The 16,346-nt window shown below is 70.9% G+C and carries 15 protein-coding genes; 5 read left to right on the top strand and 10 right to left on the bottom strand.

Annotation, left to right across the window (positions count from 1 at the left end; translation table 11 throughout):
• Positions 1 to 71 precede the first annotated feature (71 nt).
• The gene (locus tag AOJ26_RS09200) at positions 72 to 1,778 is read right to left on the bottom strand and encodes a glycerol-3-phosphate dehydrogenase/oxidase (protein WP_078959811.1); all 1,707 of its coding nucleotides are present in this window, start codon (positions 1,776 to 1,778) and stop codon (positions 72 to 74) included.
• Positions 1,779 to 2,090: 312 nt separating this feature from the next.
• Here AOJ26_RS09200 and AOJ26_RS09205 point away from each other — a divergent pair, with 312 nt between their 5' ends.
• A complete protein-coding gene (locus AOJ26_RS09205) occupies positions 2,091 to 3,296 on the top strand; it encodes a nucleotide sugar dehydrogenase (protein WP_053847721.1) in 1,206 nt (401 codons plus the stop codon).
• A gap of 657 nt (positions 3,297 to 3,953) precedes the next feature.
• On the opposite strand, the gene AOJ26_RS09210 is transcribed toward AOJ26_RS09205, so the two are convergent.
• The 4 genes from AOJ26_RS09210 to AOJ26_RS09225 all read right to left on the bottom strand — a co-directional run bounded on the left by AOJ26_RS09210 (position 3,954) and on the right by AOJ26_RS09225 (position 8,342).
• Positions 3,954 to 5,078, bottom strand: coding sequence for a GuaB3 family IMP dehydrogenase-related protein (locus tag AOJ26_RS09210; protein ID WP_053847722.1), 1,125 nt, complete (start codon positions 5,076 to 5,078; stop codon positions 3,954 to 3,956).
• Between the two features lie 107 nt (positions 5,079 to 5,185).
• On the bottom strand, positions 5,186 to 6,688 hold the full coding sequence (guaB, locus tag AOJ26_RS09215; RefSeq protein WP_053847723.1) for an IMP dehydrogenase: 1,503 nt from the start codon (positions 6,686 to 6,688) through the stop codon (positions 5,186 to 5,188).
• A gap of 151 nt (positions 6,689 to 6,839) precedes the next feature.
• Complete coding sequence (locus AOJ26_RS09220) at positions 6,840 to 7,427, bottom strand: sigma-70 family RNA polymerase sigma factor (RefSeq protein ID WP_007384137.1); 588 nt, start codon at positions 7,425 to 7,427, stop codon at positions 6,840 to 6,842.
• 303 nt (positions 7,428 to 7,730) lie between these two features.
• Positions 7,731 to 8,342: a response regulator transcription factor gene (locus tag AOJ26_RS09225; protein ID WP_003948568.1), complete on the bottom strand. Its 612-nt coding sequence runs from the start codon at positions 8,340 to 8,342 to the stop codon at positions 7,731 to 7,733.
• Between the two features lie 381 nt (positions 8,343 to 8,723).
• Here AOJ26_RS09225 and AOJ26_RS09230 point away from each other — a divergent pair, with 381 nt between their 5' ends.
• A complete protein-coding gene (locus AOJ26_RS09230) occupies positions 8,724 to 9,050 on the top strand; it encodes a WhiB family transcriptional regulator (RefSeq protein ID WP_007384136.1) in 327 nt (108 codons plus the stop codon).
• A 57-nt stretch (positions 9,051 to 9,107) separates the two neighbouring features.
• Here AOJ26_RS09230 and AOJ26_RS09235 read toward each other — a convergent pair whose 3' ends face one another.
• Positions 9,108 to 10,004, bottom strand: a complete 897-nt coding sequence (locus AOJ26_RS09235) for a LysR family transcriptional regulator (RefSeq protein ID WP_053847724.1) — start codon at positions 10,002 to 10,004, stop codon at positions 9,108 to 9,110.
• An 80-nt stretch (positions 10,005 to 10,084) separates the two neighbouring features.
• On the opposite strand from AOJ26_RS09235, the gene AOJ26_RS09240 reads away from it, so the two are divergent.
• From AOJ26_RS09240 to AOJ26_RS09250, 3 genes are all read left to right on the top strand, one after another.
• Positions 10,085 to 10,753, top strand: a complete 669-nt coding sequence (locus AOJ26_RS09240) for an MOSC domain-containing protein (protein WP_053847725.1) — start codon at positions 10,085 to 10,087, stop codon at positions 10,751 to 10,753.
• A gap of 50 nt (positions 10,754 to 10,803) precedes the next feature.
• Positions 10,804 to 11,577 carry an SDR family NAD(P)-dependent oxidoreductase gene (locus AOJ26_RS09245; protein ID WP_053847726.1) on the top strand — a complete coding sequence of 258 codons (774 nt, stop codon included), beginning with the start codon at positions 10,804 to 10,806 and terminating at the stop codon, positions 11,575 to 11,577.
• A 90-nt stretch (positions 11,578 to 11,667) separates the two neighbouring features.
• Positions 11,668 to 12,357 (top strand): ester cyclase, encoded by a 690-nt coding sequence (locus AOJ26_RS09250; protein WP_053847727.1) that lies wholly within the window; start codon positions 11,668 to 11,670, stop codon positions 12,355 to 12,357.
• A gap of 84 nt (positions 12,358 to 12,441) precedes the next feature.
• Here the strand turns inward: AOJ26_RS09250 and groL are convergent, their stop codons facing one another.
• From groL to AOJ26_RS09270, 4 genes are all read right to left on the bottom strand, one after another.
• A complete protein-coding gene (gene groL, locus AOJ26_RS09255) occupies positions 12,442 to 14,067 on the bottom strand; it encodes a chaperonin GroEL (RefSeq protein ID WP_053847728.1) in 1,626 nt (541 codons plus the stop codon).
• A 112-nt stretch (positions 14,068 to 14,179) separates the two neighbouring features.
• Entirely contained in the window at positions 14,180 to 14,488 is a 309-nt protein-coding gene (groES, locus tag AOJ26_RS09260) for a co-chaperone GroES (protein ID WP_028807844.1), read from the bottom strand.
• Positions 14,489 to 14,774: 286 nt separating this feature from the next.
• On the bottom strand, positions 14,775 to 15,560 hold the full coding sequence (locus AOJ26_RS09265; protein ID WP_053847729.1) for a polysaccharide deacetylase family protein: 786 nt from the start codon (positions 15,558 to 15,560) through the stop codon (positions 14,775 to 14,777).
• On the bottom strand, positions 15,557 to 16,346 hold a 790-nt coding region (locus tag AOJ26_RS09270), incomplete at its 5' end, for a polysaccharide deacetylase family protein (RefSeq protein ID WP_053847730.1). The genes AOJ26_RS09265 and AOJ26_RS09270, both read right to left, overlap by 4 nt.

Below are 16,346 nucleotides of genomic sequence, written 5' to 3' on the forward strand. Positions count from 1 at the left end.
TCACGACACTCGTTCGAGTGATGTCGGACGGGAGCCGAACCCGGAGTCCTCCGCGGACGAACCGCCGTGCGCTACAACGGCACGATGTCGGGCGCCCCCAACCGCGCTGCGTCCGCCGTCAGGTCGTCCGGCTGCCGCTGCGACTCGCGCTCCGCCTCCACCCGCTTCTCGTAGTGCTCGACCTCGCGCTCGATCTGGTCCTTGTCCCAGCCCAGCACCGGCGCCATCAACTCGGCGGCCTCCCGGGCGCAGCGCACGCCCCGGTCGAAGGTCTCGATGGAGATACGGGTGCGCCGGGTCAGCACGTCGTCCAGGTGCCGGGCGCCCTCGTGGGAGGCGGCGTAGACGACCTCGGCGCGCAGATAGTCCTCGGCCGCCTGCAACGGCTCGCCCAGTGTGGCGTCGGAGGCGATGAGTTCGAGGACCTCCTCCGCAAGGCTGCCGTACCGATTCAGCAGGTGCTCGACCCGGGCGACATGGAGCCCGGTGCGGGCCGCGGTCCGCGCCCGCGCGTTCCACAGCGCCCGGTAGCCCTCGGCGCCCAGCAGCGGCACGTCCTCCGTGACGCATTCGGCGACCCGGGTGTCGAGCCCGTGCACCGCCTCGTCGACGGCATCCTTGGCCATCACCCGGTAGGTCGTGTACTTGCCGCCCGCCACGACGACGAGCCCCGGCACCGGATGCGCCACGGTGTGCTCGCGGGACAGCTTGCTGGTGGCGTCCGACTCGCCGGCGAGGAGGGGCCTGAGGCCCGCGTACACGCCCTGCACGTCGTCCCGGGTCAGCGGCACCGCGAGCACGGAGTTGACGTGCTCCAGCAGGTAGTCGATGTCCGCGCTGGAGGCGGCCGGGTGGGCCTTGTCGAGGTCCCAGTCGGTGTCGGTGGTGCCGATGATCCAGTGCCGGCCCCAGGGGATGACGAACAGCACGGACTTCTCGGTGCGCAGGATCAGACCGGTCGAGGAGTGGATGCGGTCCTTGGGCACGACGAGGTGGATGCCCTTGGAGGCGCGGACGTGGAACTGCCCCCGCTCGCCGACCATCGCCTGGGTGTCGTCGGTCCACACCCCGGTCGCGTTGACGACCTGCTTGGCGCGGATCTCGTACTCCCCGCCCGCCTCGACGTCCTGCACCCGGGCCCCGACCACCCGCTCGCCCTCCCGCAGGAACCCGGTCACCCGGGCGCGGTTGGCGGTCTTCGCGCCGTAGGCGGTCGCGGTGCGCACGAGGGTGGCCACGAAGCGGGCGTCGTCCATCTGGGCGTCGTAGTACTGCAACGCCCCGACCAGCGCGTCCTTCCTCAAGGCGGGTGCGACGCGCAGGGCGTGACGGTGGCTCAGGTGCCGGTGCCGGGGCAGCCCCCGGCCGTGTCCCCGGGCCATCGACATGGTGTCGTAGAGCGCGACGCCCGAGCCGGCGTACCAGCGCTCCCAGCCCTTGTGCTGCAAGGGGTACAGGAACGGCACCGGCTTCACGAGGTGCGGGGCGAGCCGCTCCAGCAACAGCCCGCGCTCCTTCAACGCCTCGCGCACGAGGGCGAAGTCGAGCATCTCCAGGTAGCGCAGGCCGCCGTGGATCAGCTTGCTGGAGCGGCTGGAGGTGCCCGACGCCCAGTCACGCGCCTCGACCAGCCCCACGGACAGGCCCCGGGTGACCGCGTCGAGCGCGGTGCCCGCACCGACCACGCCACCCCCCACCACCAGGATGTCCAGTTCGCGCTCGGCCATCGCCGCGAGTGACTCGGCGCGCTGCGCCGGCCCCAGTGTCGCTGTCCTCACCACTGCTGCCTCCAGCTGTAGATCGCACCGGTCACCGTCGAGGGCCGGATCTTCCTTGAGGAGTGGCCCGGTCCGTATCCCCCATGCCCAAATTCTGACCGGGTTGCCCGACTTCAGCCACCAGTCACCCTCAGCCTGTGGATAACTTTCACGACCGGGCAGAGCGAAGCGCACAACCCCACAGGAAGACACACGGAACCAATCCCGTATTTCGGTCATATTTACTCCTAGTCTGACATTGCGCTCGCTCGTCCAGTCCACAGGGCTTGCGCACCTGTCCCGCTTCGGTTACTGGGAAGGACGGCTCACGCCATGCCCGCAGACCTCGCCGTGATCGGACTCGGTCCCTACGGACTGCCCCTGGCCCAGGCCGCTGTCGGCGCCGGCATCTCCACGCTCGGCTACCGCACCGGCCCCGAGGCCGGCTCCCTCAGCCCCGCCGAACTGCGCCGGATGCTCTCGGGGGGCTTCCGGACGGCCGCGGGCCCGGCCGAGCTCGGCCGTGTCCGTACGGCGGTGATCTGTGCGCCGACCCCGGCGGGCCCGGACGGCGGCCTGGATCTGAGCCAGGTGGAAGCCGCCGCCCGCACCTTGAGCACCCATCTGCGCCCGCACACCACCGTCATCCTGGAGTCGCCCGTCCCGCCGGGCACCACCGAGGAGTTCCTGCGCCCGCTCCTCGAAGAGGGCTCGGGCCTGCGCGCGGGCCGCGACTTCCACCTCGCCTACTCCCCCACCCGCGTGGACCCCGGCAACCGCGACTTCACGCCCGCCACCACCCCCAAGGTGATCGGCGGCCTCACGCCCGCGTGCACGGAGTCGGCCGCGGCCTTCTACTCGCGTCTCACCGACAAGGTGGTACGCGCGCGTGGCCCGCGCGAGGCGGAGACGGTCCAGCTCCTGGAGACCAACTACCGGCACGTCAACATCGCCCTCGTCAACGAGATGGCCGTCCTCTGCCACGACCTCGGTGTCGACCTGTGGGACGTCATCCGCTGCGCGGAGACCAAGCCGTTCGGCTTCCAGGCCTTCCGCCCCGGCCCGGGCGTCGGCGGCCACGCGGTGCCCCGCGACCTCAGCAGCCCGGGCCGCTCCCTGCGCATGGTCGAACTCGCCCAGCAGGTCAACGACCAGATGCCGCGTTACGTCGTCCAGCGCGCCGCCGCCCTCCTCAACGAGCACGGCAAGTCCGCACGCGGCGCCCGCGTCCTGCTCCTCGGCGTCACCTACAAGCCCGACCTCGCCGACCAGCAGGCCACCCCGGCCCGGGAGGTGGCCGTACGCCTGATGGAACTCGGGGCCTCCGTCAGCTACCACGACCCGCACGTCCCGTCCTGGAGCGTCCTGGACCGTCCGGTTCCGCGCGCGGACTCCCTCTACGAGGCGGCGGCCGACGCGGACCTGACGATCCTGCTCCAGCAGCACCGCACGTACGACCTCCAGGGCCTGTCGGTGAAGGCGCAGCTGCTGCTGGACACGCGGGGGGCCACGCCCACGGGGGCGGCGCATCGGTTGTGAACGGGGGCGCGCGGGTGCGGCGGGCTCCGGAGCCGGTGGCATGCGGGGCGCCGCGCGGGTACCTTACGGAGACAGGTGGGGTCGGTCGCAGGTGGCACTGCGGCAGACTCGTGGATGGATCACGGAGAGTCCGCCCCTAAGTTGCCTGGGGGCGGCCGCTCACCATCACACCCACCAGGTGGAGCCCACCGCAGAGACCACTGCGGCAGGCTCCTGGATGGTTCACGGAGTGTCCGCCCCTACGCTGCTTGGGGGCGGCCGCTCACCATCCGAAAATCCGCAAGATCCACCTCCTCCGGCACTTCACCATCCGAAGACGGATCCGGTCCCAGCGGGTGGGCTTACGGTGGCGACCCATCGGCGCCCCCTTCCACGACACCGCCCAGTGGCCTGGTAGACGGTCCGTTGGACATCGGGCCAGGCCCCGAGGAGCGGGGCCTGGAACCAAATCCTTGGAAGGGGGCGCTCCAGAAGACTGGGGCGCCGACACGGACGCTATCGCCCCGCCCCGGCTGACCAGCCCGTTTCCACGCGAACGCAACCGCGCGCCCCCGCACCACCCCAGGCGCCGCCCATCTCGCGAAGCCCCAGGGCACGCAAAAAGGCCGGTCACCCCACCTGGGATGACCGGCCTCGAAGTCGCCGTAAGCCCTACCGCTACCGCTTGTGCTGCGAGTCCGCCACCGTGACCTCCACGCGCTGGAACTCCTTCAGCTCGCTGTAGCCGGTCGTGGCCATGGCCCGCTTCAGCGCGCCGAAGAAGTTCATCGAGCCGTCCGGGATGTGCGACGGGCCCGTCAGGACCTCCTCGATGGTGCCGACCGTGCCGAGGTCGACCTTCTTGCCGCGCGGCAGCTCCTCGTTGACGGCCTCCATGCCCCAGTGGTGGCCCCGTCCCGGCGCGTCCGTGGCGCGGGCCAGCGGGGAGCCCATCATCACGGCGTCCGCGCCGCAGGCGATCGCCTTGGGGAGGTCGCCGGACCAGCCGACACCGCCGTCGGCGATCACGTGCACGTACCGGCCGCCAGACTCGTCCATGTAGTCGCGGCGGGCCGCGGCGACATCGGCCACGGCGGTCGCCATGGGCACCTGGATGCCGAGCACGTTCCGGGTCGTGTGCGCCGCGCCGCCGCCGAAGCCCACCAGGACGCCCGCCGCGCCGGTGCGCATCAGGTGCAGGGCCGCGGTGTACGTGGCGCAGCCGCCCACGATCACCGGGACGTCGAGCTCGTAGATGAACTGCTTCAGGTTCAGCGGCTCGTGCGAGCCGGAGACGTGCTCCGCCGAGACCGTGGTCCCGCGGATGACGAAGATGTCCACGCCCGCGTCCACGACCGCCTTCGAGAACTGCGCCGTGCGCTGCGGGGAGAGCGCGGCCGCCGTGACCACGCCCGAGTCGCGCACCTCCTTGATGCGCTGCCCGATCAGCTCCTCCTTGATGGGGGCGGAGTAGATCTCCTGGAGGCGGCGGGTCGCGGCGTCCACGTCCAGCCCGGCGATCTCGTCGAGCAGCGGCTGCGGGTCCTCGTACCGCGTCCACAGGCCCTCGAGGTTCAGCACGCCCAGGCCGCCGAGCTCGCCGATGCGGATCGCGGTGGCCGGGGAGACGACCGAGTCCATGGGGGCGGCCAGGAACGGCAGCTCGAAGCGGTAGGCGTCGATCTGCCAGGCGATCGAGACCTCCTTCGGGTCGCGCGTACGACGGCTGGGGACGACGGCGATGTCGTCGAAGGCGTACGCCCGGCGGCCGCGCTTGCCGCGCCCGATCTCGATCTCAGTCACGTGTGTGGCCTTTCCCTGATGCGTTGCAGCGCCTTCCAGTATCCCCGACGGGTACGACAAGGGCGGCCCCGGATGCTCCCGGAGCCGCCCTCACGCGCGCGTGGCGACTACTTACGGCTGTAGTTCGGCGCCTCGACCGTCATCTGGATGTCGTGCGGGTGCGACTCCTTCAGACCCGCCGAGGTGATCCGCACGAAGCGGCCCTTGGACTCCATCTCGTCGATGGTGGCCGCGCCCACGTAGCCCATGGTCTGGCGCAGTCCGCCGACGAGCTGGTGCAGGACGCTGGAGAGCGGGCCGCGGTAGGGCACCTGGCCCTCGATGCCCTCGGGCACCAGCTTGTCGTCCGCGGAGACCTCGGCCTGGAAGTAGCGGTCCTTGGAGTACGACTTGCCCTGGCCCCGGGACTGCATGGCACCGAGCGAGCCCATGCCGCGGTACGACTTGAACTGCTTGCCGTTGATGAACTGGAGCTCGCCGGGCGACTCCTCGCAGCCCGCGAGCAGCGAGCCCAGCATCACGGTGTCGGCACCGGCGGCGAGCGCCTTGCCGATGTCGCCGGAGTACTGGAGGCCGCCGTCGCCGATCAGCGGGATGCCGGCCGGACGGGCGGCGAGGGAGGCCTCGTAGATCGCGGTGACCTGCGGGACGCCGATGCCGGCGACGACACGGGTGGTGCAGATGGAGCCCGGTCCGACGCCGACCTTGATGCCGTCGACACCGGCGTCGATGAGCGCCTGGGCGCCGTCACGGGTGGCGACGTTGCCGCCGATCACATCCACGCCGACGCTCGACTTGATCTTCGACATCCAGCTCAGGGCGTTGCTGTTGTGGCCGTGCGAGGTGTCGACGACCAGGAAGTCCACACCGGCCTCGGCGAGCGCCTGGGCCCGCTCCAGGGCCTCGGGGCTGGCGCCGACGGCGGCACCGACGAGGAGCCGGCCCTCGGAGTCCTTGGCGGCGTTGGGGTACTTCTCCGCCTTGACGAAGTCCTTGACGGTGATCAGGCCCTTGAGGACGCCCGCCTCGTCGACCAGGGGGAGCTTCTCGATCTTGTGGCGGCGCAGCAGTTCCATCGCGTCCGTGCCCGAGATGCCGACCTGGCCGGTGACCAGCGGCATCGGCGTCATGACCTCGCGCACCTGGCGGCTGCGGTCCGACTCGAAGGCCATGTCACGGTTGGTGACGATGCCGAGGAGCTTGCCGGCCGGGTCGGTGACCGGGACGCCGCTGATGCGGAACTTGGCGCACAGCGCGTCGGCCTCGGCGAGCGTGGCCTCGGGGTGCACGGTGATGGGGTCGGTGACCATGCCGGACTCGGACCGCTTCACCAGGTCGACCTGGTTGACCTGGTCCTCGACGGAGAGGTTGCGGTGCAGCACGCCGACGCCGCCGAGGCGGGCCATCGCGATCGCCATGCGGGACTCGGTCACCTTGTCCATGGCGGCCGAGAGCAGCGGGATGTTGACCCGGACGTTGCGGGAGATGCGGGACGAGGTGTCGACCGCGTTGGGGAGCACCTCGGACGCTCCCGGCAGCAGCAGCACGTCGTCGTAGGTCAGCCCGAGTGTCGCGAATTTACCGGGCACTCCGTCGACGTTTGCAGTCATGACACCTTCCCCAAATGGCCTTGATCGGTGCGGATGTCCATGCTAACGGGAAGCAGGGGTGTCACATTCCACGGATTGCACGGCGCGGACCCGCTCCGGGCTTCGTATGTTCGTACGGAAGCGGCGTGCCGCCCGTTCAGGAGAGCGTGCCCTACTGCTCGGCGAGCGCCCGCAGTCTGCTCAGCGCCCGGTGCTGGGCCACACGGACCGCACCGGGTGACATTCCCAACATCTGACCCGTCTCCTCCGCCGTCAACCCCACGGCGATGCGCAGCAGCAGCAGCTCGCGCTGGTTCTCGGGGAGGTTGGCCAGCAGTTTCTTGGCCCACTCGGCGTCACTGCTGAGCAGCGCCCGCTCCTCGGGGCCGAGTGAGTCGTCCGGCCGCTCGGGCATCTCGTCCGAGGGGACGGCGGTGGAACCGGGGTGTCGCATCGCGGCCCGCTGCAGGTCGGCGACCTTGTGCGCGGCGATGGCGAAGACGAACGCCTCGAAGGGGCGCCCGGTGTCCCGGTAGCGCGGCAGGGCGAGGAGGACGGCTACGCAGACCTCCTGCGCGAGGTCCTCCACGAAGTGCCGGGCGTCGCCCGGGAGACGGGACAGCCGGGTGCGGCAGTAGCGCAGGGCCAGCGGGTGGACATGGGCGAGCAGGTCGTGCGTGGCCTGCTCGTCCCCTTCCACCGCGCTGTGGACGAGCGCACCGATCGCCCCATGGGGATGAGCCGCCTCGTCGTCACGCATCGGTCCATGGTGCCCTGGCGTCGTTGGATCCGTGGCATCGCGCTGGTTGTTGTGCACCGAAGCGTTATGAGCAGGTGCGCCGGAACCCATACCCTGCGCCCTCCCCTTCCGCTCGACCGACTCGTCCCCGAGAGACTCCACATCTCAAGGATGCGGCATCCGCCACGAAACAGGCAGCGGGGCGTCGCAGGGGCCGCTCGACCGCGCCCCGTCAGGGCGCGGGCGGCACCGATCGACAGCTACCGCCGCACGGGCGCGACCAGCCACGAAGCGGCCCTGCCACGACCGCGCCCGACGGAATGCTCAGCGCACCAGACCCCAGCGGAAGCCGAGCGCGACCGCGTGTGCCCGGTCCGAGGCCCCGAGCTTCTTGAACAGCCGCCGTGCGTGCGTCTTCACGGTGTCCTCGGACAGGAACAGCTCGCGCCCGATCTCCGCGTTGGACCGGCCGTGGCTCATGCCTTCGAGGACCTGGATCTCACGCGCGGTGAGCGTGGGCGCCGCGCCCATCTCCGCGGACCGCAGCCGGCGCGGGGCGAGCCGCCAGGTCGGGTCGGCGAGCGCCTGCGTCACCGTGGCCCGCAACTCCGCGCGCGAGGCGTCCTTGTGGAGGTAGCCGCGCGCACCGGCGGCGACCGCGAGGGCGACCCCGTCGAGGTCCTCGGCGACCGTGAGCATGATGATCCGGGCACCGGGGTCGGCGGACAGCAGCCGCCGCACGGTCTCGACGCCGCCCAGACCGGGCATGCGTACGTCCATCAGGATCAGGTCCGAACGGTCCGCGCCCCAGCGGCGGAGGACTTCCTCGCCGTTGGCCGCGGTCGTCACGCGCTCGACGCCGGGCACGGTCGCGACCGCGCGGCGGAGCGCCTCTCGGGCAAGCGGGGAGTCGTCGCAGACGAGGACGGATGTCATGGCCGCCCTCCGCAGCTGATGCACGTCACCTTGAGCCTCCAGGCTGGTACGAAATCGTCACCTGTGCGGTCGACCGTCTCGGACGCCTGCCCGAGCACTTGTTGTTTCAACCGCCTCCGCACTCTCAACGACGGTCACCCGAAAGAGTTACGGGGCTGCGCACTGTCTTCGGCACTCTACGTGAGGGCGCGGACACGGTGGAGACATGCGCGGCGGACCCACAACGTTTCATCACAACCCATGCCCCATTCAGACCCTTTTCTTCCCATTTCCTGGTGTCTGAGGCTAGATTCGCAATGAGTCATATTTTCATCTCCTTAGATCGTAGATGTACGGTCGTGGACACCGTATCCGCCCAGAACGGCTACAAGGGGTCACGCAATGGCAGATTTCTCCCGCCTTCCCGGACCGAACGCGGACCTGTGGGACTGGCAGCTCCTGGCCGCCTGTCGCGGGGTGGACAGCTCGCTCTTCTTCCATCCGGAGGGCGAGCGCGGTGCGGCCCGGAGCGCTCGCGAGAACTCGGCCAAGGAGGTCTGCATGAGATGCCCGGTGCGCGCACAGTGTGCGGCGCACGCGCTCGCGGTGAGAGAGCCGTACGGCGTGTGGGGCGGGCTGACCGAGGACGAGCGCGAGGAGCTCATGGGGCGGGCGCGGCACCGGCTGGTGTCGGCGTCATCCGTCGGGAGCGGCGCATCGAACAATTGAAGGAACGTTTCTCCTGGAAGGGCACGCGCGCGCGTGCCCTTCCTCGCGTCCGGCGGCCTATCGTGCGGCCGCGCGCGCCAGTTGCTCCAGCGTCGCCGCCACCGCGGGCACCTGCGCCAGGTCGGGCAGGGTGAGCGCGACGATCTCCCGCCGGACCGCCGGTTCCAGCGTCACCGTGCGCGCGCCCCGCGGCCGTACCGACTCGACGGCGAGCTGGGGCAGGACCGCGACCCCCAGGCCGGCGCCCACCAGGCCGACGACCGCCGGGTAGTCGTCGGTCGCGAAGTCGATGCGGGGCGTGAAGCCGGCGCTCTCGCACACCTCGACCAACTGGCCCCGGCAGCGCGGGCACCCGGCGATCCAGGACTCCCCGGCGAGCTCCCCGATGGCCACGGACCCGGCGCGCGCGAGCCGGTGCCGCTCGGGCACGAGGGCCACGAGCCGGTCGGTCAGCAGGGGCCGTACGACGAGGTCGTCCCACTCGTCGCCGCCCGCGGCCCCCTCGTACCGGAAGGCGAGCGCGATGTCGCAGTCGCCCTCCCTCAGCAGGCCGACGGAGTGCGGCGGTTCGGCCTCCTCCAGGGAGACCCGGGTGCCGGGGTGGGCGGCGCGCAGGGCGGCGAGCGCGGTGGGGACGAGGGTGGAGCTGCCGCTGGGGAAGGAGACGAGCCGGACCCGCCCGGCACGCAGTCCGGCGATGGCGGCGACCTCCTCCTCCGCCGCGGTGAGGCCCGCCAGGATGCCCGAGGCGTGCCGCACCAGGGCCTGGCCCGCCTCGGTCAGCCGCATCTCGCGCCCGCTGCGGACGAGCAGCGGTGTGCCCACGGACGTCTCCAGGGCCTTCATCTGCTGGCTGACGGCGGGCTGGGTGCAGCCCAGTTCGCGCCCCGCCGCCGAGAAGGAGCCGGTGGCGGCGACGGCGCGCAGGACACGGAGATGTCGGGCCTCGATCACGCTTCGAGGATAAGCCGTGCTTTGACACATCGCCGAATAATGCGTGGCACCTTTGGGCCCCGGTCTTCTACCGTGCGGCCATGAAGCTTCTGTCGGTGAATCTCGGCGGCGTGAAGGCCGTTTCGTACACGGACAACCCGGAGGGGGTCACCGGGATCGACAAGCGGCCCGTCGAGGGGCCGGTGCGGGTGGCCGCGCCCGGCCCCAAGGGCATCGGCGGCAGCGGGCTCGCCGGGGACGCGGTGTGCAAGAGGCAGCACCACGGCGGCGACGACCAGGCCGTGTACGCGATGGCGCGCGAGGACCTGGACGAGTGGGAGGGCGAGCTGGGCCGGGCGCTGGCCAACGGCGCGTTCGGCGAGAACCTCACCACCGCGGGCATCGACGTCTCCGGCGCGCTGATCGGCGAGCGCTGGCGCATCGGGTCCGAGGTGGTGCTGGAGATCACCAGCGCGCGGATCCCGTGCGGCACCTTCCAGGGCCACATGGGTGAGCGGCGCTGGGTGAAGCGGTTCACGCAGAAGGGCGCACCGGGCGCCTACCTGCGGGTGATACAGCCGGGCGAGATCCGTGCCGGGGACCCGGTCGAGATCGCGCACCAGCCCGACCACGACGTGACGGTCGCCCTGGCGTTCCGCGCGATGACCACCGAACGGCCGCTCCAGCCAAGGCTGTTGGCGGCGGGTGAGGCGCTCCATCCGGAGCTGCGGAAGTGGGCGCAGGAGTACGTGGAGAAGTACGGCGCCTGACGGCCCCTGCGCGGACGGGCGCTGTCGGTCCCGGTCATTAACCTTGCGCCATGACAACGGCATTGATTACGGGATCGACCGCGGGCATCGGTGCCGCGTTCGCACGACGGCTGGCGGCTGACGGGCACAACCTGGTGCTGGTGGCCCGCGACACCAAGCGGCTCCGGGAACACGCGACCGAGCTCCACGACCGGCACGGCATCGAGGCCGAGGTCCTCACCGCCGACCTCGCCACGGATGCCGGCATCGAGGCGGTCGCCGCCCGCCTGTCGGACCGCAGGTCGCCCGTCGACCTCCTCGTCAACAACGCCGGCTTCGCCAACAAGGGCCGCTATCTCGACGTCTCCGTGGCGGACGAGCTGAAGATGCTCAAGGTGCACTGCGAGGCGGTGCTGCGACTGACGTCGGCGGCGTCGGAGGCGATGCGGGAGCGGGGCCGCGGGGGTGTCGTGAACGTCGCCTCGGTGGCGGCGTTCCTGCCCCGCGGGACGTACGGCGCCTCGAAGGCGTGGGTCGTGCAGTTCACGCAGGGCGCGGCGCGGGACCTGGCGGGCAGCGGGGTCCGGCTGATGGCCCTGTGCCCGGGGTTCGTGCGGACCGAGTTCCACCAGCGGGCCGGGATGGGCACGGACAACATCCCCGGCTGGATGTGGCTCGACGCGGACAAGGTGGTCGCCGCGGCCCTCGCCGACCTGGCCCGCGGCAGGACCCTGTCGATCCCGGACCCGCGCTACAAGACGCTGATGGGGCTGGCGAAGGTGGCGCCGCGGGGGCTGCTGGGCGGGATCACGTCGAGGACGGGGCGCAAGTACGGGCCGCAGTGACCGTCCCGCCCGGCGCGTGCCGTCTCGGCGCCGGCGGGCGGACAATGGTGCCGTGACACCCAGCCCAGGGGGGCCGGAGGTGGTGGCGAGATGACCTTCGTACAGCTCATCGACTGCAGGACCAGCCGTTTCGACGAGATGGACCGGCTGATGGACACATGGGTCGAGCAGACCAAGGGGAAGCGGACCGCGACGCACGCGGTGGTCGGCAAGGACCGGTCCGACGCGTCGCACTTCGTGGAGATCGTGGAGTTCCCGTCGTACGAGGAGGCGATGCGGAACTCGGGGCTGCCGGAGACCGAGCGGATCTTCCAGGGGATGGTCGCGCTGTGCGACGAGATGCCGACCTTCACCGACCTGGACGTGGTGCGGGACGAACAGCTCGAACCGGCCGTGGCGCGGGAGTTCTTCGAGCGGGCCGGGCGGGACGGCACGGCGGAGCTGTTCGAGCGGTTCACCGACGACTACGTCGACCACGATCCCGCCAACCCCGGGGACCTGGAACTGGCGGCGGCGCGCGAGGAGTACGAGGGGTGGCGGCGGGCCTTCGTCTTCACCTTCCGGATCGACGACCAGATCGCGCAGGGCGACCGGGTGTGCACCCGCTGGACCTGGACCGGCAAGCACACCGGCGAGTTCGTGGGGATCCCGGCGACCGGGCAGGACGTCACCATGACCGGGACCACCTGGCACCGGTTCCGGGACGGGCGGATCTGCGAGGGATGGTGGAGCTACGACCGTGCGGGGCTGATGGAGCAGCTCGGGGTACTCGGGCAGTGACCGCCGGGACCTGGTGACCCGCGAAGGGGAAAGCCCCCGTTCCCTCTCGGTGAGGGAACGGGGGCCTCCTTACGGGCGGTTCGCTCAGTGGGCGTGGCCGTGGCCGTGCCCGGCGGCGGCCGGCTCCTCCTCTTCCTTCTTCTCGACGACCAGGGTCTCGGTCGTCAGGAGGAGGGAGGCGATGGAGGCGGCGTTCTCCAGGGCGGAGCGGGTGACCTTGACCGGGTCGATGACGCCGGCCTTGACCAGGTCGCCGTACTCGCCGGTCGCGGCGTTGAAGCCCTGGCCCTTGTCGAGCTCGGCGACCTTGGAGGTGATGACGTAGCCCTCCAGGCCGGCGTTCTCGGCGATCCAGCGCAGCGGCTCGACGACGGCCTTGCGGACGACGGCGACACCGGTGGCCTCGTCGCCGGTCTTGCCCAGGCCGCCCTCGAGCACCTTGGCGGCGTGGACCAGAGCGGAGCCACCACCGGAGACGATGCCCTCCTCGACCGCGGCGCGGGTCGCGGAGATGGCGTCCTCCAGACGGTGCTTCTTCTCCTTCAGCTCCACCTCGGTGGCGGCGCCGACCTTGATCACGCACACGCCGCCGGCCAGCTTCGCGAGGCGCTCCTGGAGCTTCTCGCGGTCCCAGTCGGAGTCGGTGTTCTCGATCTCGGCCTTGATCTGGGCGACCCGGCCCTGGACGGCGGCGGAGTCACCGGCGCCGTCGACGATCGTGGTGTCGTCCTTGGTGACCGTGACGCGGCGGGCGGAGCCCAGCACGTCCAGGCCGACCTGGTCGAGCTTGAGGCCGACCTCCTCGGAGATGACCTCGGCGCCGGTCAGCGTCGCCATGTCCTGGAGCATCGCCTTGCGGCGGTCACCGAAGCCGGGGGCCTTGACGGCGACCGCGTTGAAGGTGCCGCGGATCTTGTTGACGACCAGGGTCGACAGGGCCTCGCCCTCGACGTCCTCGGCGATGATCAGCAGCGGCTTGGAGGCACCCGCCTGGATGACCTTCTCGAGCAGCGGCAGCAGGTCCTGGATCGAGGAGATCTTGCCCTGGTTGATCAGGATGTACGGGTCGTCGAGGACGGCCTCCATACGCTCCTGGTCGGAGACCATGTACGGCGACAGGTAGCCCTTGTCGAAGGCCATGCCCTCGGTGAAGTCCAGCTCCAGGCCGAAGGTGTTGGACTCCTCGACGGTGATGACACCGTCCTTGCCGACCTTGTCCATCGCCTCGGCGATGAGCTCGCCGACCTGCGTGTCCTGGGCGGACAGCGCGGCCACGGCGGCGATGTCGGACTTCTCGTCGATCGGGCGGGCGGTCGCGAGGAGGTCCTCGGAGACGGCCGCGACGGCGGCGTCGATGCCCTTCTTCAGGGCGGCCGGGGAGGCACCCGCGGCGACGTTCTTCAGGCCCTCGCGCACCAGCGCCTGGGCGAGCACGGTGGCGGTGGTGGTGCCGTCACCAGCGATGTCGTTGGTCTTGGTCGCCACCTCCTTCACCAGCTGCGCGCCGAGGTTCTCGTACGGGTCCTCGACCTCGACCTCGCGGGCGATGGTGACACCGTCGTTGGTGATGGTGGGAGCGCCGAACTTCTTGTCGATGACGACGTTGCGGCCCTTGGGGCCGATCGTCACCTTGACCGTGTCGGCAAGCTTGTTGACGCCGCGCTCGAGGGCGCGACGGGCGTCCTCGTCGAACTTCAGGATCTTCGCCATGGGAGCGTGAGCCCTCTCGGAAATCTAGGTGAAAAGAGACTGCGCCCCGGGCGCCCGGCTTGTTAGTGGTCGCGGGGGCCAGGGGCGCAGCTCGAAGAAATGCTGGGGTGAATTACTTCTCGATGATCGCGAGCACGTCGCGGGCCGAGAGGACGAGGTACTCCTCGCCGTTGTACTTCACCTCGGTGCCGCCGTACTTGCTGTACAGCACGATGTCGCCGGTCTGGACGTCGAGCGGCAGGCGCTCGCCGTTCTCGAAGCGGCCCGGGCCCACGGCCAGGACGACGCCCTCCTGGGGCTTCTCCTTGGCGGTGTCCGGGATGACCAGGCCAGAGGCGGTGGTCTGCTCGGCGTCGAGCGGCTGGACCACGATGCGGTCCTCGAGCGGCTTGATGGCAACCTTGGAGCTGGTGGTCGTCACGATCCGACCTCCCCCTTCGGAGATCTCACGGGGTTAACTGTCTGAGGTGGCGACCAGGTGGATCCGTCGTCGCGGGTGCCGGACCTGCCCGTCGCTGTGTTGGCACTCTCCAGGGGGGAGTGCCAGACCCGAGACTATGACCGTGATTAGCACTCGGTCAAGCGGAGTGCCAATCGCGTCTTCGGCGGAACCTCTGGCCGCGTCTTCGAAGGGACCCTCGGCCGCGTCTTCGGCGGGTACTCCGGCCGCGTCTCCGGGCGGAGCCCCCGAGCACCCCTAGGTAGTCCTACAGGTAGTCCTCCAGCCGCCCCACCGTCAGTCCCCGCCGCTCGATCTCCCGCAGCAGCCTCGTCGTGCGTTCCGTCAGGGTCGGGCCCGTCGTCTCCCCCGACGTCACCGAGACGATGTCGCCGGCCCGCAACTCCCGCCGCTCCCCCTGCGCCGCCACGCTCCACAGCACCACCGCCGAGAGCCCGCAGTCGGCCGCCGCGCGCAGGGTCGTGCGGTCGTACGTGCCGTAGGGCGGCCGGAACAGCCGCGGCCGGATGCCGAAGCGGGACCGCACCTTCTCCTGCTGGCCGCAGATCTCGGCGCGCTGTCCCGCGTACGGCAGTCCGCGCAGGGCGGGGTGGTCGAGGGTGTGGTTCTGGATGCGCGCGCCGACCGCCTGGAGGCGCGCGAAGTGGCCGTACCCGGGGCCGACGACGCTGTCCGTGAGGAACATGCTGACGGGCAGCCGCAGTTCACGGACCAGGTCGACGAACCGCGGGTCCCGCTCGGCGCCGTCGTCGTAGGTGAGGAAGACGACCTTGTCGGACGTCTCGACGCGCCGCACGACCGGTGGCAGCCCGTCCCGGCCGGCCGCCGCGCGCGTCGGCACGCGTGGCGGCGCCGGCAGCGGGGAGGTCAGGCCCCAGTGGCGGTACGGCCGTCCGTCCGCCTTCGCCGGGCCGTACGACCCCACGCGCTGGGCCGCCTTCTTGCCCAGCCGTTCGATGGGGTCGACGGACTGGGCGCAGCCGGCGAGGAGTACGGCCGCCAGCCCCGCGGCGACCAGGGACCGCGGCCTCACAGGTAGTCCTCCAGGCGGGCGACGGCGTACCCCTCGGCCGTGACCTTGTCCAGGAAGCGGCGGACCATGTCGGTCATCGTGCCCTTCCAGTCCTCCCGGCCCCGGAAGTGGCTGAGCACGATGTCGCCGGGGCGGATCCGGCGGTCCCACTCGCGGTACTCCCAGTGGTCGGCGAAGACCTCCTCGTTCCAGATCGGCGCGTACCGGATGCCGCAGGACCTGGCCGCGCGCAGGGTGTCCTCGTTGTAGTTGCCGTAGGGCGGCCGGAAGAGCGCGGGCCGGGTGCCGTAGCGCTTCTCGATGACGTCCTGCATCCCGCAGATCTCGTGCTTCTGGCGGGCGTAGGACAGCCCGGGCAGGTAGCGGTGGTGGAGGGTGTGGTTGTCGAGGGCGACCCCGCTGTCCCGCATCTTCCGGAAGTAGCCGTAGTCGTCCTTGACCAGGTAGTCGCTGAGGAAGGCGGTGTACGGGATCCGCAGCTCGCTCGTCATCCGCAGGAAGGCGGGGTCCTTCTCGGCCCCGTCGTCGATGGTGAGGAAGACGATCTTCTGCTCGGTGGGGACCGTGGTGAAGACCGGCGGCAGCCCCTTCTCCTCGTGGCCGTCGACCTCGAAGCCCTCGCGGGTGGTGATGCGGGGTTTGGTCACGGGCGCCGGCGGGGCCGTCAGCGGGACCCTCTTGAGCCCCCAGCGCCTGGCGGTGGCCATCCGGGTCTGCTCGGCGCGGAGCCGGGCGGCGCGGATGACGGTCTTGTCGGCCTGGAGCTCGGCGGCGGGGGCCGGGGGC

This window comes from Streptomyces sp. NRRL B-24085, assembly GCF_001282115.1.
Lineage (GTDB): Bacteria > Actinomycetota > Actinomycetes > Streptomycetales > Streptomycetaceae > Streptomyces.